We start from the raw sequence: 22279 nt of genomic DNA, 5'->3' as shown, positions 1-22279 counted from the left end.
CGCAGGAGGTATGTCATGCATGCAGTCATCCTGGCCGGAGGAAAGGGCGTCCGGCTGCGGCCGTACACCACCGCGCTGCCCAAGCCGCTCGTCCCCATCGGGGATCAGCACGCCATCCTGGAGATAGTGCTGCGCCAGCTCTCGACGGCCGGCTTCACCCGCTGCACCATCGCCATCGGCCACCTCGGCGAGATCATCCGCGCCTACGTCGGCGACGGCACCCAGTGGGGCCTCAGCGTCGACTACGCCACCGAGGAGAGCCCGCTCGGCACCATGGGCCCCCTGCTCACCCTGCGCGACCGGCTGCCCGAGAACTTCCTGGTCATGAACGGCGATGTGCTCACCGACCTCGACTACGCCGACGTGCTGCGCAGGCACGAGGCGTCCGGCACGCCCCTGACCATCGCCACGTACGCCCGCAAGGTGCACATCGACTTCGGGGTGCTGACCACCGACGCCAGCCGGGTGGTCGCCTTCACCGAGAAGCCCAGCATCGACTACCGGGTGTCCATGGGCGTCTACGGCGTCTCCCGGACCACCCTCGACGGCTACACGCCCGGGCTGCCGCTGGGCTTCGACGAGCTGGTCATGGACCTGCTCGCGGCCGAACGCCCGCCGCACGCCTACGAGTTCGACGGCTACTGGCTCGACATCGGCCGTCCCGACGACTACGACCGGGCCAACGCGGAGTTCACCAGCCGCAAGTCGATGCTGCTCAAGGGAGCCTGAGGAACCATGCACATCCTCGTACTCGGCGCCACCGGCTACCTGGGCACGCACATCGCCGAGCACCTGCGCGCCCTGCCGGACGCGCGGGTCCTCGTCGGCGGCCGCTCACCCGCCGCCGACGTCAGGGTGGACCTGGCCGCCGACCGTCCGCGGGACCTGGCGGCGGCCCTGGCCGAGGTCGCGCCCGACGCCGTCGTCAACTGCGCGGGCGCGACCGGGGGCGACGCCGTCACCCTCGCGGAGGTGAACGCCCGCGGTCCCGCCGTGCTGTGCGCGGCACTGCGGGACGCGGCGCCCGGGGCCCGCCTGGTCCATCTGGGCTCGGCGGCCGAGTACGGGCCCACCGAGGTCGGAGCGCGGGTGACGGAGTCGGCGGCGACCCGGCCGGCCGGCCCGTACGGCGCCACCAAGCTCGCGGGCACGGTGGCGGTGACCGCGTCCGGGCTGGACACGGTGGTGCTGCGGGTGGGGAACCCGGTGGGCCCGGGGGCCCCGCCCACCGGGCTGCCCGGCCGCCTCGCCGCTCTGCTCGCGGACGCCGGGGACGACCCGGCGGCGACGCTGCGGCTCGGTGACCTCTCCGCGTACCGCGACTTCGTGGACGTACACGATGTGGCGCGGGCGGCCCAACTGGCGGCCACCGTCGCGGGATCGCTGCCGCCGGTGCTGAACATCGGCGGCGGTGACGCCCGCCCGGTGCGGGACCTCGTGCGGGGGCTGGCCGACGCGGCCGGATTCCGCGGCCGGATCGACGAGGCGGAGGGCACCGCATCCGTCCGCTCCGCGCAGGTGTCGTGGCAGTGCTCGGACATCACCGCCGCCCGCCACGCCCTGGGCTGGTCGCCGTCCCACACCTTCGACTCGTCCCTGGCGGCACTGTGGGCGGCCGTCCGCCCACGGGCCCGCAGCGCCGAGGGGGCACCGGCGCGGTGAGCCTGCTGGTCCCGCTGTACGTGCATCCGGCCGAGGACCCCGGCGCCTGGCACCGGCTCATCACGCGCGCCGCGCACACCTACGCCGTCGTACTGAATCCGGCGAACGGCCCCGGCCGGGCCCCCGATCCGGCGTTCGTCAAGGCGGCCGAGGCACTGCGCGCGGCGGGAGCCCGCCTTCTCGGCTACCTCGACACGGACTACGGAGCCCGTGAACACGCCGAGATCACCGCGGATCTGCGTCGGCATCAGGAGTGGTACGCCGTCGACGGCTGCTTCCTGGACCAGGTGCCGGCAGCCCCCGACGCCCTGCCGGACTGCCGCCGCCTGGTCCGCTCCGCCCGCCGGCTCGGGGCCTCCACCGTCGTCCTCAACCCCGGCGTCCATCCCGCACCCGGCTACGCCCGGCTCGCCGACCTGACCGTCACCTTCGAGGGCCCCTGGTCGAGGTACGTCTCCGACTTCAGCCGCCCCTCGTGGACCGAGCGGCTGCCCCCCGACCGGCTGTGCCACCTGGTCTACGGCGTGCCCGAACCGCTCGTGCCGCTCGCCATGAGGACCGCGCATGAGCGGGGCGCGGGCGTGTGCGGTCCGGTGACGGGAGAACCGCCGAACCCCTGGTCCGGGCTGACCCCGGCGCTGACCGAGTGAAAGACCGCTGCGTGTGCGGAAAGGGCCGGCATCATCACGCCGCGTCGGCAGTGAGCCGGGCCGATGACCCTGATGACCTGCCGCCGGGTGGCCGGTGCGGTGCGGTGCGGTGCGGACGACGTCGACGGGGGAGGCGAGGCGGGTCCCTCCGGCGGCCTGCGTCGTGCCCGCCACGTCGAGGAACTCGGTCGGGGTGGTGCCGGGGGACCGGGCCGGCACCCGCGCCACGTTGACGTGCGGCTGCGCCGGCAGGCCGAACTCGTCCCCGTCGTCTGCCTCGCGGCCGTGCGGGGTGGCCGCGACTGAGCCGCGGCGGCCGCGGTGCGAGGCCGGATGCCGTGGCCTCGCACCGCGGGTCGGTCAGATGCCGAACGGTGCGGCGTAGCGGACGGTTCCGCCGGGCAGCGGGTGGTCGGCGTCCAGAGTGAGGGCCATCAGGGCCTCGTCGGGTACGTCGATGGTCAGGCCGATGCCGTGGGCGGAGGCGCGGTCGAAGCCGAACCGGGGGTAGTACGCCGGGTGCCCCAGGACGACGACGTAGTGCTCGCCCTTGGCCTTGGCCGCTGCGAGAGCGGCGCAGATGACCGCGGAGCCGGCGCCGCTGCTTTGCTGCTCGGGTCGCACGGCGCACGGGGCCAGGCACAGGGCCGGGACGTCGCCGATGTGGCAGCGGGTCAGCAGGGCGTGGCCGACGGGGCGGCCGTCGTCGTCCGTGGCGACGAAGGACAGGCCCTCGATCCAGGCGGGGTCGGCGCGCAGTGCGTCGACGAGGTCGGCCTCCAAAGAGGTCTCGAACGCGGCCAGGTTGATGTCGCGGACGGCGGGGATGTCGGCGCTGGCCTCAGCCCGCGTGATCCAGTTGCGCATGATGGATGATGATCCGTTTCAAGGGAGTGTTCGGGCTGGCGCCCCGCGAGCTCACGCTCCCAGCGAGGGCGGGCAGGAAGAGGTCAGGCCACGGCCCGGGACGTGAGGGAGACCCGGACACTGCGCATGGTGGCCACGAGCGCGGTCATCAACCCCACCTCCCTGTTTCTCTGATCACCTGTTGACACGAACAGCCGTCAGCATACACAGGGCGCCTGCGTGAGGTGCTGGGCTGGATCACTCCTCCCGGCACACCGTACGAGGGTCGGCCCCCTTGCGGCCCGGCGGCGCGGAGAGCGGCTCGTCGCTGCCCGCGGGCCGCCCGCACACGGTCGCCGAGCGCACCTTGTGGTCGCGATAGGTCACCCGCACGATCTTGTAGCCGTGCCCCCGCTGGTCGGCGTAGGGCTGGCTGCCGGCGAAACTGACCGTGCCGACCGGCAGGTTCGGGTTGGGCCGCCAGCGCAGGTCGGCCCAGGTCTCCGGCGCGGTCTGCGGGGCGTCCCCGTTCTTCGACGCCCGGTACAGCACCGCGGTGGCGCTGTAGGCCAGCACCGACTGACCGCTGGAGAACAGCGGGTCGTCCCACGGCCGGGCAGGGTCGGCGAGCGCGGTCGTCGCCCCGCCCGCCGGGAGCAGCTCGGTGAGCACGCGGTGGGAGTCCTGGTAGAAGCCGGTCGCGCCGACGAGGTCCATCGGCGCCAGCGCGAAGTGGTAGAGGGTGACCTCCGGCGGGATGCGCAGACTCTCGCCCTCGTCGTAGTTGCTCTTCGTCAGGTCGTCGCCGGTGAACACGGTCATGTGCCGACCGGAACAGCCCGGCGTGGACCCGAGTTGGGACATCAGGTTGGGCACGTCCTCCACCCGGCCCGCGAAGTACAGGGCCCGGGGCACGGGTTGACTCGCGCAGATCGCCTCGACCGGATCGGTGAGCTCCGGTTCGCCGTTGGGGCTGAGCCGGTAGGACCGGGAGGGCAGCAAGGTGAAGCCGGCCCGGTCCAGCATGCCCTTGCCCACCCTGGCCTGCTCGGTCGTGTAGAAGTCCTTCTCGCTGCCGACCTTGCGGGCGAGCACCACGGCCCGGCCGCCGTCCTCGCGCCGGGCGAGCTGCCTGGCGACGACGAGCATCGCGTCGGCCTCCTCCTCGTCGGTGGCGGCCAGCCCGAACCAGTTCGACAACTCCCGCGCCAGATGGCTCCCGGAGTTGGTGGTGCTCACCACGGGCAGGCCCGCGCCCTTGAGGATCTCCACCGCGTCATCGCTCTCCGTGGTGTCCCGTCCGAGGCCTACGACACCCACGACCGACCGGTCGCGCCGGGCCAGTTCGGCTATGTGCCGGGCCATGGGCAGCACCTGGAGCATGTTCTCGCCGCCGTTGGCCAGGAGGACTCTTATCTTGGTCGGCTGGTGAGTGCTGACGTTGGCGTAGCGCTGGTAGAGGTAGACGCCCGTGATCTCCTCAAGCCCCTTGCGGGTGCCGGTCTCGTCGGCCGCGGTGACCGGGCCGGCGTAGACGATCGTCACGTACTTGTCCTTCGGGCCGATCTTCGCGTTCTCGGCCCTGATCGCCTGCTCGACGGCGTCGAAGGTGATGCCCTTGCCGGCGCCGTACAGTTCCAGCGCGTTGCCCGCGGCCAGCCGTACGTCCCCGGTCGCGACCCCGACGCACTCGCCGCCCACGAGGACGGAGTCCGTGTTGGAGCCGACCAGCCGGCCCTCGCAGTAGCGCTGGGCCATCCACCGGTTGCCCAGGAAGCCGAGGCAGAGGGCGATGGCGAGGACGACCGCCAGGCAGGGCCTGGACCACAGCAGCCAGGCCGCGGTACGGCGGATCCTGGTGGTGGAGTGCTGTATGGAGTGCCGGCGGACCAGCTCGTCGGCGGACAGCGGTATCCGCAGGATCCACGGCAGCGCGGCCGACCGCCCGGGGGACTGGCCGACGTTGAGGCCGGTCACCCACTCCTGGTACCTGGCGTCCGCTCCGAAGACGCGCTCAGGATCATCGCCTGCGGACCCGGCCGGATACGGTACGGCGGGCAGCCCGGGGCCTCGGGCGGACAGGCCGGGCTCCTCGGAGCCCGGCGGACGCAACCGCTCGGCCGCCGGGATCGCGGCCAGCACCAGCAGCGGGTCCACTTCACTGCGGCGGCTGCGTACGTTGCTGATCGCCCGCAGCAACAGCAGCCCGCCGTCGTCCTCGGTGGCGCACGGCAGGTACACCACGGGCGGGACCGTGCGCTTACGGCGCCGCAGGTCCAGCGTCCGCGGCCGGAAGTTCTCGCGGAGATCCTCCAGCAGCGCCAGCACCCGCAGCTCCAAGTGGAACTGACGTGCCGTCATGTCGCCGGCCTCGGCGGCGACGATCTGCTGGGCCGCGGCGAAGGCCCGGCCGCGGATGGTCTCCCAGGACTTCGTCGGCCGCCACCGCGACCACTCCGCGGCGGCCGGCCGGTCGCTCGAAGGGGCCAGGAACGTGGTGGTCGCGAACCACCGGCTGGCCCGGCGCAGCCACAGCAGCGGCGGCGCGCTGCGCGCCAGCAGATGCGCCACACCGAACGCCACCAAGGCCAGTGCGCCGCCCCACACAGCCGTCTGCCAGCCGCCCTCGCCCAACAGCACGCTCAGGCAGGCGATGAACATCGCCCCCACGAAACCGGACGGGTTCACCACGGCGCCGACGGTGTCCGCCAGCCCCGAGGCGCGGTTCGAGTCGTCGGCGCCGTCCGGGTCACGCCCCGGCCGCCAGCGCAGCTCGGCCAGCCGTCGCATCAGCCGTTCGCGGCGCTGGGCTGCGGACCACACCGTGCTGACCTCACCGCCGACCTCCGGCGCGGCCTGCTCGATGGCCCGCAGCAGCCTGGAGCGCGGAAAGGCGAACGGCTTGTACTGGGACTGGTTCTGGTTGTCCCAGGGGTGCTCGCACAGCTGGCGCACCATGTCGATCGCGGAGGAATAGGCGTCCACGCCGCCCGAGCCGTCCAGCCGCTTGGCGATCAGCCCCCGCGGCTGATGGCCCTGGCGGACGAACTCCACGACCTGCTCGACCCGCCGGTCGAGCGTGCCGGTGTCGTCCTCCTCGGTGGCCTGCAGGACCACCAGCGGCGTCACCGGAGGGTAGTCCCGGAAGTTGTCGATGAGTCGTCTCATCAACGCGAACACGGCGTCGGCCGCCTCGATCCCGGCGCTGCCGCTCCACACCTCTTTGCCCACTCGCTCCGCCCCCGTCGCATCCGCCCGACCCGGCACACCCGGATCCGATGGAGATACCCACGCCCAAACACCCTGCACCGTAAGGACGTTGCGATTCTCGCGACTCGTCGCCGGCCGGCGTGTGAGCCGGTCGAGGTCAGCCGGTGGGATCGAGGAGGATCTTGCGGACCCCGTCCGAGCGGTCGGCGAAGAGTTCGTACGCGGCAGCGCCCTGGGAGAGGGGAAAACGATGGGACACCACGACCTCCGGCTTGATCCGGCGCGCCTGGGTCAGCGCGATCAGGGTCGGAAGCTCGTAGTGGATCGAGCACAGGCCGATGGCGAACTCGAGTTCCTTGATCTGCGCCAGTCCCATGTGGAAGGGGAACGCCTTGCTGTGGCTGACGCCGATGACACTGACCCGGCCGGCCTGCCGGACCGCCTTGAGGGCGAGCTCGATGGTGGCGTCCGAGCCCACGGCCTCCACCACCGCGTCCGGGCCACGTCCACCGGTCATCTCCCGTACGGCGGCCTTCGTGTCCTCTCCCTCGACCGGTTCGACGCCCAGGGATGCCGCGAACGCGCGTCGCTCCGCGACCAGGTCCGCACCGAGCACCCGCGCGGCGCCCATCGCGAAGGCGGACTGCGCGGCCATCAGGCCGACGGGACCCAGACCGATGACCAGCACGGTCTCGCCGGGCTGGATCCGGGCGCGACGGCAGCCGTACCAGGCCGTCGGAGCATTGTCCGTCAGGACGACGGCAGCCTCGTCGGAGATGCCCTCGGGCAGGTGCACCAGGTTGATGTCGGCGTAGGGCACCGCGAGCGCCTCGGCCTGACTGCCGGGGAGCTGTGGGCTCACGCCGTAACAGAGATCCGTACTGGACTTCGCGTTCTCGCAACGGGCGGTGAACCCGGCCGCGCAGGACCGGCACCGGGTGCAGCCGGCCGAGGCCGGAACGAGGACCCGGTCGCCGGGCTTGAAGCGGGTGACCTGGTCGCCGACGTCGACGACCACGCCGACACACTCGTGTCCGGGTGTGTAGCCCAGTTCCGGACTGAACGGGTTGCCCTGGTAAATGTGCAGGTCACTGCCGCAGATGCCGGCCGTGGTCACCTGGACGACCGCGTGGGTGGGGCTGGTGACGGCCGGATCGGGGACGTCCGTGAAACGGATGTCGTGACGGCCGTGGTAGGTAAGTGCCTTCATCGGAACGCTCCTCCCTCCCGCCGCGTCAGTCCGCGATCTTCAGCACGAGCTTGCCCTGGTTCTCACCGCGGAACAGGCGCATGAGGGTGTCGGGGAACGCCGCCACGTCACCGGACACCACGTCCTCGAGTGACTTCAGGCTGCCTTCCTTCCGCCACGTGGCCATCCGGGCGATTCCCTCGGCGTATCGGTCGGCGTAGTCGAAGACCACCATGCCCGTCATGGTGGCCCGGTTGACCAGCAGCGACAGGTAGTTCGCGGGGCCTTGCGGCTTGACGCTGTTGTACTGGGAGATCGCGCCGCAGACGACGACGCGGGCGCCGCGTGCGAGCCGCAGCAGTACCGCGTCCAGGACGTCGCCGCCGACGTTGTCGAAGTACACGTCGACGCCGTCGGGGGCGTGGGTGCGCAGCGCCTTGCGTAGGTCCTCGTTCTGGTAGTCGATCGCGGCGTCGAACCCGAACTCGTCGACCAGCAGCCGGCATTTGGCCTCGCCGCCGGCGATGCCGACGACCCGGCAGCCCATGATCTTGGCGATCTGACCGACGACGCTGCCGACCGCTCCTGCCGCACCGGAGACGACGACCGTCTGGCCCGGTTCGGGACGCCCGATGTCGATCAGTCCGAAGTAGGCCGTCAGCCCCGACATGCCGAGGGCGCCCAGGTACGTCGGCAAGGGGGCCGCCGCCGGATCGACCTTGATCACATCTCGCCCGTCCGACAGGCAGTATTCCTGCACGCCGAACGACCCCGACACATGGTCGCCGACCGCGAATCCGGAGTGCCGTGAGGCGATCACGCGTCCCACCGCACCGGCGCGCATGACCTCACCGATCTCCACCGGGCGGATGTAGGACCTGCCCGCGTTCATCCAGCCGCGCATCGCCGGATCGATCGACAGGCAGAGCACCTGCACCAGGAACTCCCCGTCGCCCGGCTGCCCGATGGGCTCCTCCACGTGCTCCCAGTCGGTGGACCGCGGCTCGCCCACGGGGCGCGCGGCCAAGCGCACCTGGCGGTTGGTTCGGCTCATCTTCGGCGGCTCCTCAGTCCTCGCGGTGACCAGGTCGGCGGGCATACCATCCGGTCGGTATGGGCCGTGAGCGTACGGTGCCCAGGCGCGTGAGGCAAGGGATGCCGGGCTCGGGACGAGGACCGGGCTTCAGGGCATACCTGAAATCCGAGGTCGGACGAACGGGTTCGGTGGGCATTCGGTCGGGGAGCAGCCGTACGACCAGGAGGGGCGACGCCATGGGTACCGCCGTCCACGTGCCGCAGACCCGGGACATGATCGGGGAGGAGCTCTCCGGAGACGAGGCGTTCGCCGCCCTGCGCCACTACGGGGGGCTGCGGCTGCTGGCCGACTCCTTCGCACGGTTCCGTTACGCGGACGGGTTCACCAACGCCCGAGCGCTGGCCTTCCAGGTGGTGCTCGGGCTGGTTCCCTGCACCGTGGCCCTTGTCGGCCTGGCGACGTCGGTGCACACCGAGGGCGTGGGCCGGGTCGTCGAGCTCACGCTCGGCCGGATTGTGCCCGGCGCGAGCGCGGAGATCGTCGAGGACGCCTTCGACGGGACGCGGCGCACCGCGCACGGCGATGTCTGGAGCACACTCGCCCTGTGGCTCGGTCTGGGCTTCGCCCTGCTGAACCTCGCTTCGGCCATGGGCCAGATCGAGCGTGGCGCCAACCGTATCTACGGCATCGAGCGCGACCGTCCCTTCCCGCGCAAATACGCGCGGGCGATGGTTCTCGCGATCGCCGCCGGTCTGCCCCTGGTCCTGGGGTTCGTCGCGCTCGTCGCCGGTGAGGCCGTGGGCGAGGCGGTGGCGGACACCGCCGGCTGGGCGGACAGCGTGCCGCAGTGGTGGAGTGTGCTCGACATCCCGCTGGGCCTCGCGCTGGCCTGGGTGGCCTCCGCCGTGATCTTCCGCTGGTCGCCGCGGCGCGTCCAGCCCGGCTACACGTGGCTGGCCTTCGGCTCGGCCGTGCACCTGTTGCTGTGGGTGTCGGCCACCTGGCTGCTCGCGCTGTACGTCAAGGAGAGCGGTGCCTTCGGTGCCGTGTACGGCCCTCTCACCGCCTTCGTCGCCCTGCTGCTGTGGGCCAACCTCACCGCCGTCGCACTCTTCCTCGGCATCGCGTTCGCCGCCCAACTGGAAGCGGCCCGCGCCGGCATCGAATCACCGGTCCGGCCCGACCCCGGCCCGGGCAGGTGAGGCCGGCCGTTCCCCCGCGCGAGGGATCGCGGCGGTCCGCAGGCGTAGACCTTTCCAGGTGGGGCACTTGGAGTTCTGCTCGCCCTGATCTGTGTCGGTCACTGGCGTGAGCCATGTATGCAGTCTGTCCCTCGTGGCGGCGTCGGCCGCCTGGCGAGCTGTGCTTCGAGAGAGGAATCGCCATGCTCCTTCCGGCTGAGAAGGAACTGCGTACCGCGCTGGCCCGGTTCGCCGAGGCGCGCATCGCACACGACGTGCTCCCCACCGGTCGCACCAGCCGCGCTCTCGAAGATGCCACGTACACGCTCTGCGTGATCACAGGCGCCCGCACCGCCGAGGACGCCCTGTTCGCAGCGGATGCGCTGCTGCAGAGGTACCGCGCCGACCGTCAGGGCCCCACGCAAGAGGACAAGACGCTGGCCGCGTAGGGGAGGACGACACGGGTGAGCAGTACGCCGTGGTGCCGCGGGAGCGAGGGCGCCCGCAGTCGGTCGCTGCGCTGAACATCGCATGGGCGCACGGCTGTCTCGGCGTGTGGGCGTACGACGAGCAGGACCGCCGTTCCCGTGAGTTCGACCTGCGCCGCTTGCAACCCGGCCGGCCGGTATCCCGCGCCACATACCCTCGGCCGACTTCCCGGCCATAGCGTCGCCCGGCTCCAGCCGCTCGCCCGGCCAGTGGGGGAGAGGCGGATGGGGGTGACTCCGGACTGCTCCGAGTGGAGTCCACGAGTGGTGGACGTTCGTCCGCGCGTTCAGGCTGGCCTACGCCGTGACCGCCCGAAGTGCGTGGTGGCGGGCGGAGCCGCGCGGCGTTGTCGACGTCGGCGCGGCAGGGACGTCGGAGAAACGAGAGCACATGGCCGAACAGGGCATCAGAACGGGCCGGCTGCCGTCCGTTCGCGGAAGGAACGCACGACGACCTCTCCGGGACGCGCGCCACAAGGTGGCGGGCGTCGCCGCAGGTCTGGTCTTCCTGGGCGTCCTCGCCCCGACACCGAGCGGTGCCGTGGCGCCACCCGTGGGCGGGCCGGGGCCGGGGACCACGGCACGGTTCGTGCCCGGTCCCTGCCCGGACACGTCGGAGCCGGTCCCGGGGCGGTGCGGGTTCCTGGAGGTCCCCGAGAACCGCGCCCGGCGCGGCGGGCGGACCATCCGGCTGGCCGTGGCGATCATCCCGGCCGCGTCGGCGAGGCCGGCCGGGGACCCGGTGGTGTTCATGACCGGTGGCCCCGGTGGCGACGCGATCGGGGACATTCCCTTCCTGATCGACGCCGGCGTCAACCGCACGCGCGACCTGATCGTCATGGCCCAGCGCGGAACACTCCACTCACAGCCGAATCTTGCCTGCCCGGAGATCGACCACTTCTACGCCGCCGCCGTGGGGCTGCGCTACGACGCGCCGTCGACCGGGCGGCGCCTGGTGCGCGCGACCAAGGAGTGCCGGGAGCGCCTCACGGCCGACGGAGTCGAGCTGAGCGCCTACAACACCACCGAGAACGCCGCCGACTTCGCCGACCTGCGCAAGGCGCTGGGCATCGACCGGTGGAACGTCTACGGCTACTCGTACGGCACCGACCTGGCCCTCACCTTCCTGCGCCGGCACCCCGCGGGGATCCGATCGGTCGCGATCGACTCCGTCGTGCCGCCGCGTATCGTCAGCCTGCCGTGGACCTGGGACAGCGCCCGTGAAGGGATCAACACGATCTTCGCGGCGTGCGCGGCCCAACCCCGCTGCAAGAGCCGCTACCCCAATCTCTCGCGCACGCTGACACAACAGGTCCGGCGACTGGAGGCGCGCCCCCTCACGGTGAGGGCGCAACCGCCGTCGGGAGGGACACCGGTGAAGGTCGTCCTCGACGGGGGCGCCTTGGTCAACCTGCTGGTCGCCAACGCCGTCCCGGCCGTCGACGTCCCTGCGGCGCTCGACGAACTCGCCCACGGAGATCCGACACGCTTCGCGCGGGCCCGCGCCGCCGGCGCCACGCCGGTCATCGGCGAGTTCGCGCACGGCCTCACACAATCGGTGGCCTGCAGCGAGTGGGTGCCCGGCTACTCGCAGGCCGACCTGCTGAGGGCAGGGCGCCGGGCATTTCCCGGATGGCCGGACACGGTCCTGGCCCAAGCGCCGCAGCTTCCCTTCCAGCACGCCGCGTGCCGCGTGTGGAACGTCCCGGACCGTACCTCCATCCAGCGGGTGACGACCGCAAGTGCGGTCCCGGCGCTCGTGCTCTCCGGAACCTTCGACTCGAAGACAGGGGCGCGCTGGGGAGCGTACGCGGCCCGGACCCTGGCCCGCTCCACCACGGTGCGGATTCCCGGAATCGGCCACTGGGTGGTCCCTCAGTCGCCCTGCGCGCAGAAGGTACTTGGCTCCTTCCTCGTGCGTCCGACGGCGCCCGACACCCGCTGCGTGGCGGGACTGGCGCCGAAACCGTTCACCATCACCCCCCACCCGGAGACCGCATGATGTCCATCCGCTCGCCCCACGACCGGCGCGTCCCACGACGGCTCCCGGCCACGCTGGCCGCGGCCGGTCTCCTCGTCGCCGGCCTCGCCGCGACACCCGCCCAGGCCGGGAACGACGCCGGAGCACCGCTCGGCACAGTCGCCGGGACAGCGGGCCACGCCCGCTTCGTTCCGGGCCCCTGCCCGAGGACCGCGGACCCGATCCCCGCGCTCGAAGGGGCCTACTGCGGCAGGCTCATCGTGCCGGAGAACCGCTCCCGGCCCCACGGGCGGAAGATCAGCCTCGGCGTCGCGATCGTCCATGCGGCCACCAGACGGGCAGCCGACCCGATCGTGTGGTTCGCCGGCGGACCCGGCGACGACGCGGTCTCCGAGGCCCAGCTGGCCATCGACGGCGGCCTGAACCGTGACCGGGACGTGATCTTCATGTCCCAGCGCGGAACCTACTCGGCCGACCCGGTGCTGACCTGCCCGAACATCGACAGGTTCAATGCCCGAGCCCTCGGCCTCGTCTACAACGCCCCGTCCACCGGACGGCTGCACGTCCAGGCGACGCGGGCCTGTCGCGACCAGTTGGCGCGCCGCGGGGTCGACCTCCGCGCGTACAACACGTCGGAGAGCGCAGCCGACTACGCCGACCTGCGCGTCGCGCTGGGCATCAAGCGGTGGAACGTATTCGGCATTTCCTACGGCACCGACCTGGCGCTCACCTACATGCGCAAGTACCCGCAGGGCATCCGGTCCGTCGGCATCGACGGCGTTCTCCCGCCGTCCCTGGCCGGGGCGAGCCTGACCTGGAGCGCCGCACGGCAAGGCTTCGACGGCCTGTTCAGAGCCTGCCGGCAGCAGCCCTCCTGCAACCGCCGCTACCCGAACCTGTCGAGCACCTTCGAGCGCCTCGTCCGCAGGCTCGAAGCCCGGCCGATCACCACCACCGTCACGGTCCCGGATCACCCGAGGCCGGTGAAGGTCGTGCTGGACGGCGGAGTTCTGGTCAACTGGGCGACCTCCGCCACCCACCTGGCGGCCGGCGTACCCCGTTCCATCGACGAACTGGCCCACGGCAATCCGCAGCGGATCGCCCAGCAGTGGGCAGGCGGAAAACTCAGCCCCCAGGCCATCGGCAGACTCGCCCACGGACTCGCTTACGGCGTCTTCTGCAGCGAGTGGACCCCCTTCGAGACCCAGGCCGACGTGATCCGGGCAGGGCGGCGCGCGTTCCCCTCGTTCCCCCGCTCGGTCCTGGCCAACGCCCCCCAACTCCCCTTCCTCCACGCCGACTGCCGCGCCTGGGACGTCCCCCCGGCGCCGCGCTCGATCAGGAAAGTGACGCGCAGCAGCATCCCTACGCTCGTCATGTCGGCCGGCTTCGACGCCCAGACCGGCGCGAGCAACGGCGCCTACGCTGCCCGCACACTGAGCCGCTCCACCGTCGTCACGGTCCCCTACGTCGCACACGTCGCCTTCGCCGAATCCCCGTGCGCCCGAGCGATCACCGTCTCGTTCTTCAACTCCCCGAACGCGCCCAACAGATCGTGCCTGGCAGGCCTTCAGCCGCCGCGGTTCGAGATCGCGCCGTAGGACGGACCGACCCACCGATCGAGGAGGCGCGTCGAGCGCCACGTCCAGGTTCCACGGCCCGGTGTGAGGATCGCGCCGGGCCGGCGGCGTTCCGAGGCCCTGAGGGCACAACCCGGCCGTCGCACAAGAACGCCCGGCCCCCGGATGATGCGCCACGCGTTCAGTCCGATGGACCGTTCGACGAATACGCTGCCGCACAAACGGCCTGGCCGCCTTACTGGCCCTGCTCGGCGCTGCGGGCCCGGTCCAGGCCCACCCCTTCGGCACACCGCCGGTCGCCCGGGTCAAGGCCGAAGGCGGCGCTCTGGAGATCGTCCGGTCGGCTCAGCAGGACGACGTCGCCGTCCTCCACAAGGCTGCCAGGGGTGACGAGGCGGCCTGCCTCGGATCGCACATCACCGCGCACCAACAGGGGCGCGGTGCGCACCGGGCGCGGTGGCCACCCAGCAGATCGTGAGCCAGGGCGCCCGGATCCACGACACTTGCAGTGAACCCGCGGACACGGTCACTTCGACGATCACCGCGCTGACCGGCGTCAACTCGACCCACCTCACGACCGCCGCGACCTCGGCCTCAGCCGGCGCCGCGGGCCGCGTCCTGGCACCGTGAACGTCCTACCGGCCCGGCGCCCTGTCCGTGAGGTCGTAGCCGCCCCGGATCACCTTGGAGTCGGCGGCCGGCGCCATGCACTTGCTCAGCAGCGGCTCGCCGGCCGCGGTGCCTCCGGAGAGCCCGATGCGGCTGGGACCGCTGCCCGCGCCTTCTCCCACGTAGAAGCTGATCCCCATGCGGACGTGCCGCTTCAGATAGTCGTCCCAGGCACCGGCGTTGCCCCCGGTGCGCACGAGGCGTCCGGTCACGGTGGCGGTGGGGCCGCCGCTGGTCAGGCAGTCGACCTTGAAGTCACCCCAATTGACCTTCTCGGGCTCGCCATTGGCGGCAGGCATCCGGTGGTGGATGCGGAAGCTGCCCCAGGCTTTGTCGGGCTTCGTCCAGCCGATCCCCTTGAAGGTGGCGTGAGCGTCGACGGTGACCTGGATGTCGTGACCGGCATCGGGGTAGTCCATGCGGCCCCAGCCCTTGAGGCTGGAGATGAGAGCCGCGGAGGAGGCAGAGGCCCGCGGGGTCGTGTCGGGCGTGGCTGCGGGGGCTGTTGCCGCGGAGGCGATCCCCGCGGTGGTCGCCATCACGGCGGTCGCTGCGAGGAACGTGACGGCGCGGTTGGGCGACTTGAACCGGGACATGACGGGACTCCATTCGGGGCCGTGGAAGACGAAGCGCCGGAGCGACAGGACGACCCCGCTCCGCCACGACCGATCCTGCTCAACACCCGCCCCGTATACGTCAGTCACCGGTCGTGACCTCTTTCCGCCGTGCGGAGGAACCCGCCGGTGCAGCGATACCTCTTACTACGTAGGCACCCACGAGCACGGCGCTGAACCAAGGCGTGTCCGAGGGATCGCGCCTGGAACTGGGCTCCGGCAGCAGCGGCGGGGGCACCCCGTGCCCGCCCTGGCCGACGACATCCCCAGCCGCCTGACCAAGATGAGCGACGACTACGACGCGATGCTCGCCGTCCTCCACGAACGGGCCCCGCACGCCAAGGTCCTGGTGAACTATCACCCCTCACGTCTCACTGCGGCCAAGGCCGGGCGTGTGTGCTGGCCGCGCCGACCGCCGCTCTCGCTGCCCGTTCGACGAGTGAGATCCCGCTTTCCATCGTCGGGTTGCCGTCGCTGAGGACCGAGACGAGATACCGGCGCCCGTGGACCGTGACCTGGCCGACGCTGTTGATGACCCACAGGTCGGTCGTGTTCCGCTGTAGCCAGCCGTTCTTGAGGGCCCATCGGGAGCCGGGGGAGCGGGCGGCGGACACCCCCCAGTCCTGGTCGTCCGTGATGCCGTCCATCAGATTTCCGATGGAGGCACGGGACGCCCGGGTCAGCCCTCTGGGTGCGGGCGGAGCCCATCGGCCCTCGGCGAAGACCGCGCGCAACAGCTTGACCTGGTCCCTCGCGGTGGTCTGGGTGAGGCCCCAACTGATGCCGCCTTGCGTCGAGGAGAGCCCCAGGCGCTCGTTCGCCGCGTCGAGGCCTTCCGCCCTGCCGATCGCCTGCCACAGGACGTTCGCCGCTTCGTTGTCGCTCGACCGGATCATCTCCTCGGCGTGGAGGCGCTCCGGGGACGTCAACTCGCGGCCCTCGTCCTGGGCCTGGAGCAGCAGCGCCGCGAGGATGTTCACCTTGCTGATGCTTGCGGTGTCGAACGTCGCGTCCTCGCCGTACGACGTGATCTGCTGGTAGGCACTGTCCAGGTCGAGCACCGCCACCGCCAACCGCGTGTCGCCGTCCGGCAGGACCGGCCTGAGCGCTCGCGCGAGAGTGGCACGCAGGTTCTCGCGCGGCGGCGCGGCCGGCCCGGGGGCCGGCGCGCCCGCCCGCACGGAAGGCGTCTGCGCCTCGCGGGGGGCGTCGGTGGCGGAACAGGCGGCGAGCGACGCCACGACTGCGGTGGCGGCGCCGGCGGCGCAGACCCTCAGGGCGTGCGCGAGGCGGTCGTGTGTCGGGTGCATCCGGTTGGGCTGTCCGTCGGGCATGGCAGGGCAGGCCTCGGAGTTCCTGTCTGGGCGGCGGAGAACGATAAGAAAATATGACAAACCGGATGTGATGGTGGCGATTGACATCAGGACCGGCGTGTCAGGCCGCCCGCGGGTGCCGCCCGCCTGCTTTCGGCCCTTGCCTTCGCGGTCATTCATTGCAATGCACCGTTGCATTCAACGACAAGGTCATTGCATTAAATTGCTCCGACTGACCTGGGGATACTCATTCATAGAGATTGACCGAACTGTGAATGCAACGTAGCTTTCGGGCATCGTCAAACCCGCGGCATCGCGAGATGAGGATTGGCCATGAGCGAGTCCCTCCACACCGTCACGACGCTGCCGACGCAACGTCAGTCCGGCTGTCCCTTCGACCCGCCGGCAGAGCTGCTCGATGCCCGTCGGCACGGCCCCATCAGCCGCTTCACCCACGAGGGCGGAGGACCCGGCTGGCTGATCACCGGATACGACCTGGTCAGGTCGGTCCTGGCCGACCCGCGGTTCAGTTCCCGCAAGGAGCTACTGAACGTGGGCGACTTCGAAGTCCCTCCGGCGCCGCCGGGCGAGTTCCTCCTCATGGACGAACCGCAGCATGGGCGCTACCGCAAGCCGCTGGTGGGCAAGTTCATGCCGACGACGGCACGACTGCCCCCCGACTCCCATCAGGGGACCGAGCGGCGGCGGAACACGGCCGGGTAGCGGCTCGTCGTCCGGTCGCCTGACGGGACCTTGATCGAGTCAGGGCCCCGACCGCCGGTGACGCCCGTCATGTGCCCGCGTGCGCTCACGTCGTGGGCGTGAATTCGGGCAGGGTGAGAGCCGAATGGGCCGGTCGTCCCTCCGGGGACGGCATGGTGCTGAGATTGCGCAGCATGTCGTTGCGCAGCTCCAATGCCGGAGCGGTGGTCGGGAAAAGTGCGGCATCGCCCTCGCCGACCAACTCCTGGTTCACGGTCACGAACTCACGGGTCTTGTGTTCGTAGGCGGCGAAGCCCGCGGCGTGGTCCCGGTCGGCCAGGGAGCCGGCGAGCATGTACGCGCCGACGAGCGCGAGACTGGAGCCCTGCCCGGTGAGGAACGAGGGCGCGTACGCGGCGTCGCCGACCAGCGCGACCCTGCCGCTGGACCAGCGGGGCATGCGGATCTGGCTGACCCCGTCGAAGAACAGGTCGTCGGCGTCGCGCATGGCGGCAAGCATGCCCGGGACCTCCCAACCCGCGTCGGCGAAGACCGCGGCGACCAGGTCCCGTTGGGCTTCCGGGTTCCGGAACGCGTCGTATGGCGGTTCCGGGTGGGCGAAGTTCAGGAAGGCGTGCACTTCGTCGGTGTCTCCGACGGCGTAAAGCACCGCGGCCCGGCCCGGGGTGTTCCACAGCACGGCCTCGTGGGAGAGCCCGAAGGTGTTGCGCATGGTGAACCCGGCGAAGCAGTAGCCGAGATACCGGTGGAACTGCTCTTCGGGGCCGAACAGGAACTCGCGGGTACGTGAGTGCAGACCGTCCGCGCCGAACACCATGTCGAACGTACGCCTGCTGCTTCCGCGGAAGGTGACGTCGACCCCGTGCCCGGACTGGTCGAGGGTGTCGATGGAGTCGTTGAACAAGAACTCCACGTCGTCACGGACCGCCGTGTACAGAGCGCTGGTCAGATCTCCGCGCCGCACTTCCAGGTCCCGCCCCGCGACACCGCCGGTGACGGTGTGCGGGTTCACCGAGGCCACCTCGCTGCCGTCCTCGTGGAGGAAGGTCAGCCGGCGCAGGTCGATGTGCGCGTCCTGGAGTCGCGGCAGGATTCCCATTCTCCGGACGACCTCAAGGGCGGTGCCGCGTACGTCGATGGGGTACCCACCGCCACGAAGTGCGCCCGCCTTCTCGACCACCGTGACAGCGAATCCGTAGCGGTTCAGCCAGAACGCGAGGGCGGGCCCCGCGATGCTGGCACCGGATATCAGGACCTTGCGCCTCGGCGCCGTACGGATATCCCTCGACTCCGCCGACTCCCTCGACGGATCAGTGCGCGTCATTCCTTGACTCCTTTGCTCATGGTCCGGACGGCAAGCAGGCTCAGCGCCGTGACGGCGCCGGCTATGACGAAGCCGATGACGAAGGCCGATTCGGCTGGGACATCCGACCCGGAAGGGGTCGCGGCGGTGAGGATCGCGCCGCTGACCTGCACACCCACGGCGTAGCCGAGCACGCGAGTCACCAGGACCAGGCTGGTGGCGATGCCGGTGTCGCTCTGCTCGACGGATGTGGCGGTGCTGGTCACCAGCGCCGTGACGCACAGGCCGTTGGCAAGCGCGATCATCATCTTGGCGATGACGAGGTGCCAGACCTCGGTGTGCACGGCGGCCAGGGCGATCAGGGCGGCGGCCATGATGACGATCCCGGCGGTGACCACGGCACGCGAGCCGAAGCGCCGCGCCCCCATGCCACCCATCGGCCCGGCCAGTGACGCGGCCACGGCGCCGGGCAGCAGATAGAAGCCGATCTCGGTGGCGCCGGCCCCAAAACCGTATGCGTCGGCGGACACCGCGAACAGTTGCGGGACGAGATGGACCGGCATCGCGGTGCCGACGCAGATCAGGAACGTCAGCAGACACGACTGCCACACCGCGGGTCGTGCCAGCATGCGCAGATCGACCATGGGCGAGGCGGCACGACGCTCCACGGCGATCCATCCGGTCGCGAAGGCGGCCAGAACCACGATGAGGGCGCCGAGCACGAACGGCTGCGCGCCGATGTCCGGTGCCAGCGCGAGCACGAGCATGAGTGTGACCAGCGTGCCGCTCAGGAGAAGCAGGCCGGGCCAGTCGATCCCGGCGTCGCCCGACCGGTCGGACCGGCCCGGCAGATCGTGCGGCATCAGCCTGTGCACCAGCATGGTGGCCCCGATGACCGCGATCGTCGGCAGCGCGAACATCCAGTGCCGGGACAGCCCTTCCGCCACGGGCCCGGCCGCCAGCGTTCCCGCCATCCCGCCGCCCACGAACAACCCGCTGACCACCCCGATGGCGACCTTCGACTCTCCCGCGGGGAGGTGTTCGCGCACCAGGATGAACGACAGGGGCAGGGCGCCCACCATCGCCCCTTGCAGTACCTGGCCGAGCAGCAGCACGGGCAGGTTCGGCGCCAGGGCGGACACCAGGCCACCGGCCGAGACCACCGCCATCAGCCGGATCAGGACCCGTTTTCCGCCGTAGCGGTCGCCTAACTTGCCTGCGACCGGTGTGATGAGCGCGCCGGTGATGAGGAGCACGATGCTGAGCAACGCCCCTTCGGCCGGACTCATGTCCAGGTCCCGTTGCAGGAGCGGGAGCGTCGGCGTCACCACCGACTCCAGGGCACCGGTGGCGACTGCCAGCAGGCCGAGGGCCGCCACAGCGGCCTTTCCGATGCGGACCGGGGGAGCCAGCGTTGTGGTCATGGACGTCCTTTCCGTCATTGCCGGGCGAGGTGCGCTTTGGTGCTCTGTGGGCAGGCCGGAGGTCGTCCCCCGGCGTGAACCCGGGGAAGTGGCAGCCGAGTTGGCGTATGCACGGCTCCGCCCGGCGGAGCGGGTCAACGAGTGCGGTCCTCGCGATGAGCCGAGATTACACTACACCGTGCAGTGTAGGACGGGTAAGATGTGGCCATGCCGACCACGAAGACACTGCGCGAGGGGTCCACGCCGAAGCGGGCCGCCATCCTCTCGGCGGCCCAGGAACTGTTCCTCGCCGACGGCTTCGACCGGTCCAGCGTCGACGCTGTCGCCGCCCGGGCCGAGGTGTCCAAGCGGACGGTCTACGACTACTTCGGCGACAAGCAGACGCTGCTGAAAGCCGTCGTCGACGCCGTCGGCCAGTCGCTGATCACCACGATCCGACGCACCCTCGACGACACCCTCACCGACCTCACCGAGGACGCCGAACTCGAGGACGCCCTGGTCGCGTTCTCGATGCGGATCGCGACCGACATGCTCGGCTCGGCGGAGTACGCAACGCTGCAACGACTGGTCCGGGCGGAATCCGCCCACCTGCCGAGCCGGGGCTACAACTCCATGGCCGACACCCCCGACGAGGCAATCGCCGAGCGATTCGCCGCCCTCGGCGCGGCCGGGCTGCTCGAGGTCCCCGACCCCCGCCTCGCGGCCGACCAGTTCATCGCGCTGACCTTCGGCGTCGCCCTGGACAGGCTCGGTTCGGCGAACGCCGCGGAGGATGCCCGCGTCCGGCCCCTCATCGTCGAGGGAGTGCGGACGTTTCTCCGGGCCTACCGGACCAGGTAGGCCCGGCCCATCTCGCAGGCCCTTCAGTCCACCGGATGCCCGGGCTCAATCGAGACGGCATCCGATAGCCGCAGCAGTGGCGAGCCGTCGGTCTCCTCGCGCTCGCCGTACTGCACGGGATCCAGGACGAAGCCGACATGGTCGCCTGCGTCGGTCTTCTGCTCGATCCTCCCGACGAACCATGCGCACGCGTCCTGCAGAATGTGGGCCCCGCCGTGCCCCGGGGCCCAAGCCGCACGCGCGAACTTGTCCACCCGGTGACCGGTTTCGCCACCGAACAGGGCGGCGAGCTCCTGCTGCTCCCGGGTCAGGAGATGTACGGCGAGGAAGTCGGCCGCACAGGCCACCTCATACGTCCGGTTCACCTTCGACAGCCACACCACGAACCGCACCGGCCGGATGGAGCACTGCGAGGCGAACCCCACGAGACAGCCCGCCCGCTCGTCGCCCGCCGTGGCCGTGACCACGTACATGTCGGGGTTGAGCCTGTCGGTGAACGCGTCCATGCCCACCATGTTCACCTATACGCCCGCTCCCGACTTCTCGCCTCGCCAGATGCTCGGCGGTCCCATAGGGTCACGGTGCCGATACGACATTACGGACGGCGCGGCCGGCGTGCGCACGAAGCAGCTCCCCACGGCCCGGCGGTCCGGCGGACGTTTCCCGGGGAGCCATGGTCATGCAGCTGTGGCTCAGGCGATTGAGGAGCGCTGATGTCAGGACAGTTTGAAGCGACGGTCGAGGTCGATCGACCTGTCGAGGCGGTGTTCGACTATCTCGCCGACGGACGCAACGATCCCCAGTTCAGCCCCCGAGTGCTCGGGATCGAGAGGGTTCCCGACGCCCCGACGACCGTCGGTACGGTCTTCCGCAGCACCGTCAAGGACGCCGGCATGAAGACCGCCAGGGAATTCCGCATCACCGACCTCGAAGCCCCGGTACGCATCCGGTGGGCCGAGGTGTCGAAGAACACGGTCACGGCCCGCGAGGGCGGATACGACCTGGAGTCCCTGGCCGAAGGCAGGACCCGGGTCCGTATTTACAACGTCCTGGAGGGCCACGGCGTCGGCAAGCTCCTGGTAGGCCTTGCGCTCGCGGCCGCCCACAAGGATGCCGACGCCTTCGGCGCCCGGATCAAGGCAGCGGCCGAAGCGGCGATCGTCCAGCGCTGACGTCTCTCGAACCCCGTCGGCCGGCGAACCAACCGACGGGGCCGTACGTCTGCGTCCGTACGACCCCGGTCAGGCAGCTGGCCCGTAGCCGGCTCCTGCGCGATGCTCGGCGCAACACCGGCGCGCCTCGGGAAGTTCGGGGCGCGCGGCATCAAAGGCCACGAGGCAGTCGCCCGCCGGCTCGATGCTCTCGCCGGTTTCATCACCACCCCCGTCACCGCCCGCCGGGGCCTGCTCGCCCGTCTGCACTACCTCACGCGCACCGACCACGCCCGCGCCGCAGCCCGAGAGGCCGCCCGCCCCGCCAGCGCGTCGCGGTGGTCGACCTCGGCTCCGAACGGGGCCAGTACGCATACGTCACCACCGTCGGCTTCGCCGCCTGAGCAGACCACTCACAA

At 70.9% G+C, this 22279-nt stretch carries 21 protein-coding genes and 2 pseudogenes; 13 read left to right on the top strand and 10 right to left on the bottom strand.

Annotated elements, in window-relative coordinates:
- Window positions 1–15: 15 nt before the first annotated feature.
- The 4 genes from OG331_RS06815 to OG331_RS06800 all read left to right on the top strand — a co-directional run bounded on the left by OG331_RS06815 (window position 16) and on the right by OG331_RS06800 (window position 2618).
- Window positions 16–729 carry an NDP-sugar synthase gene (locus OG331_RS06815; RefSeq protein ID WP_383240729.1) on the top strand — a complete coding sequence of 238 codons (714 nt, stop codon included), beginning with the start codon at window positions 16–18 and terminating at the stop codon, window positions 727–729.
- A gap of 6 nt (window positions 730–735) precedes the next feature.
- The gene (locus OG331_RS06810; protein ID WP_406192749.1) at window positions 736–1662 is read left to right on the top strand and encodes an NAD-dependent epimerase/dehydratase family protein; all 927 of its coding nucleotides are present in this window, start codon (window positions 736–738) and stop codon (window positions 1660–1662) included.
- Window positions 1659–2312, top strand: a complete 654-nt coding sequence (locus OG331_RS06805) for a spherulation-specific family 4 protein (RefSeq protein ID WP_406192746.1) — start codon at window positions 1659–1661, stop codon at window positions 2310–2312. The genes OG331_RS06810 and OG331_RS06805 overlap by 4 nt, the downstream gene beginning before the upstream one ends.
- A 63-nt stretch (window positions 2313–2375) precedes the next feature.
- Complete coding sequence (locus tag OG331_RS06800) at window positions 2376–2618, top strand: hypothetical protein (RefSeq protein ID WP_406192743.1); 243 nt, start codon at window positions 2376–2378, stop codon at window positions 2616–2618.
- Window positions 2619–2672: 54 nt separating this feature from the next.
- Here OG331_RS06800 and OG331_RS06795 read toward each other — a convergent pair whose 3' ends face one another.
- The 4 genes from OG331_RS06795 to OG331_RS06780 form a co-directional block, all read right to left on the bottom strand.
- A complete protein-coding gene (locus OG331_RS06795; RefSeq protein ID WP_406192740.1) occupies window positions 2673–3179 on the bottom strand; it encodes a GNAT family N-acetyltransferase in 507 nt (168 codons plus the stop codon).
- Between the two features lie 237 nt (window positions 3180–3416).
- Window positions 3417–6389, bottom strand: coding sequence for a hypothetical protein (locus tag OG331_RS06790; protein WP_406192737.1), 2973 nt, complete (start codon window positions 6387–6389; stop codon window positions 3417–3419).
- A gap of 136 nt (window positions 6390–6525) precedes the next feature.
- Window positions 6526–7578: an alcohol dehydrogenase catalytic domain-containing protein gene (locus OG331_RS06785; protein WP_406192734.1), complete on the bottom strand. Its 1053-nt coding sequence runs from the start codon at window positions 7576–7578 to the stop codon at window positions 6526–6528.
- A gap of 25 nt (window positions 7579–7603) precedes the next feature.
- Window positions 7604–8611, bottom strand: a complete 1008-nt coding sequence (locus OG331_RS06780; protein ID WP_406192731.1) for an NADP-dependent oxidoreductase — start codon at window positions 8609–8611, stop codon at window positions 7604–7606.
- A gap of 218 nt (window positions 8612–8829) precedes the next feature.
- On the opposite strand from OG331_RS06780, the gene OG331_RS06775 reads away from it, so the two are divergent.
- The 4 genes from OG331_RS06775 (at window position 8830) to OG331_RS06760 (ending at window position 13844) form a co-directional block, all read left to right on the top strand.
- Entirely contained in the window at window positions 8830–9795 is a 966-nt protein-coding gene (locus OG331_RS06775) for a YihY/virulence factor BrkB family protein (RefSeq protein WP_406192729.1), read from the top strand.
- A gap of 182 nt (window positions 9796–9977) precedes the next feature.
- Complete coding sequence (locus OG331_RS06770) at window positions 9978–10223, top strand: DUF5133 domain-containing protein (protein WP_406192726.1); 246 nt, start codon at window positions 9978–9980, stop codon at window positions 10221–10223.
- 343 nt (window positions 10224–10566) lie between these two features.
- Complete coding sequence (locus tag OG331_RS06765) at window positions 10567–12264, top strand: alpha/beta fold hydrolase (protein ID WP_406192723.1); 1698 nt, start codon at window positions 10567–10569, stop codon at window positions 12262–12264.
- A complete protein-coding gene (locus OG331_RS06760; protein WP_406209783.1) occupies window positions 12264–13844 on the top strand; it encodes an alpha/beta fold hydrolase in 1581 nt (526 codons plus the stop codon). Before OG331_RS06765 ends, OG331_RS06760 begins: the two co-directional genes overlap by 1 nt.
- Before the next feature lie 214 nt (window positions 13845–14058).
- On the opposite strand, the gene OG331_RS06755 is transcribed toward OG331_RS06760, so the two are convergent.
- Entirely contained in the window at window positions 14059–14238 is a 180-nt protein-coding gene (locus OG331_RS06755) for a hypothetical protein (protein ID WP_406192720.1), read from the bottom strand.
- A gap of 41 nt (window positions 14239–14279) precedes the next feature.
- Here OG331_RS06755 and OG331_RS06750 point away from each other — a divergent pair, with 41 nt between their 5' ends.
- Window positions 14280–14453, top strand: coding sequence for a hypothetical protein (locus OG331_RS06750; RefSeq protein WP_406192717.1), 174 nt, complete (start codon window positions 14280–14282; stop codon window positions 14451–14453).
- Between the two features lie 5 nt (window positions 14454–14458).
- On the opposite strand, the gene OG331_RS06745 is transcribed toward OG331_RS06750, so the two are convergent.
- Together OG331_RS06745 and OG331_RS06740 are read right to left on the bottom strand one after the other, a co-directional pair.
- A complete protein-coding gene (locus OG331_RS06745; RefSeq protein ID WP_406192714.1) occupies window positions 14459–15088 on the bottom strand; it encodes a hypothetical protein in 630 nt (209 codons plus the stop codon).
- A gap of 389 nt (window positions 15089–15477) precedes the next feature.
- Window positions 15478–16440, bottom strand: coding sequence for a serine hydrolase (locus OG331_RS06740; RefSeq protein WP_406192711.1), 963 nt, complete (start codon window positions 16438–16440; stop codon window positions 15478–15480).
- A gap of 312 nt (window positions 16441–16752) precedes the next feature.
- Here OG331_RS06740 and OG331_RS06735 point away from each other — a divergent pair.
- Window positions 16753–17091: pseudogene (locus tag OG331_RS06735) on the top strand (cytochrome P450); the annotation flags it as partial.
- Window positions 17092–17227: 136 nt separating this feature from the next.
- Here the strand turns inward: OG331_RS06735 and OG331_RS06730 are convergent.
- Together OG331_RS06730 and OG331_RS06725 are read right to left on the bottom strand one after the other, a co-directional pair.
- Window positions 17228–18466: an FAD-dependent monooxygenase gene (locus OG331_RS06730; RefSeq protein ID WP_406192708.1), complete on the bottom strand. Its 1239-nt coding sequence runs from the start codon at window positions 18464–18466 to the stop codon at window positions 17228–17230.
- The gene (locus OG331_RS06725; RefSeq protein ID WP_406192705.1) at window positions 18463–19869 is read right to left on the bottom strand and encodes an MFS transporter; all 1407 of its coding nucleotides are present in this window, start codon (window positions 19867–19869) and stop codon (window positions 18463–18465) included. Before OG331_RS06725 ends, OG331_RS06730 begins: the two co-directional genes overlap by 4 nt.
- Window positions 19870–20076: 207 nt before the next feature.
- Between OG331_RS06725 and OG331_RS06720 the strand changes: the two genes are divergently transcribed.
- Window positions 20077–20709, top strand: coding sequence for a TetR/AcrR family transcriptional regulator (locus OG331_RS06720; protein ID WP_406192702.1), 633 nt, complete (start codon window positions 20077–20079; stop codon window positions 20707–20709).
- A gap of 23 nt (window positions 20710–20732) precedes the next feature.
- Here the strand turns inward: OG331_RS06720 and OG331_RS06715 are convergent, their stop codons facing one another.
- Window positions 20733–21224 carry a flavin reductase family protein gene (locus tag OG331_RS06715; protein WP_406192699.1) on the bottom strand — a complete coding sequence of 164 codons (492 nt, stop codon included), beginning with the start codon at window positions 21222–21224 and terminating at the stop codon, window positions 20733–20735.
- A gap of 198 nt (window positions 21225–21422) precedes the next feature.
- On the opposite strand from OG331_RS06715, the gene OG331_RS06710 reads away from it, so the two are divergent.
- Window positions 21423–21881, top strand: a complete 459-nt coding sequence (locus OG331_RS06710; RefSeq protein WP_406192696.1) for an SRPBCC family protein — start codon at window positions 21423–21425, stop codon at window positions 21879–21881.
- A 102-nt stretch (window positions 21882–21983) separates the two neighbouring features.
- Window positions 21984–22175, top strand: a pseudogene (locus OG331_RS06705) (hypothetical protein); the annotation flags it as partial.
- Between the last annotated feature and the right edge of the window lie 104 nt (window positions 22176–22279).

It is taken from the genome of Streptomyces sp. NBC_01017, from assembly GCF_045162795.1.
Classification (GTDB): domain Bacteria; phylum Actinomycetota; class Actinomycetes; order Streptomycetales; family Streptomycetaceae; genus Streptomyces; species Streptomyces machairae.
Note: the sequence above shows the minus strand (reverse complement) of the source record. Positions and strands in the feature narration are given on the sequence as shown.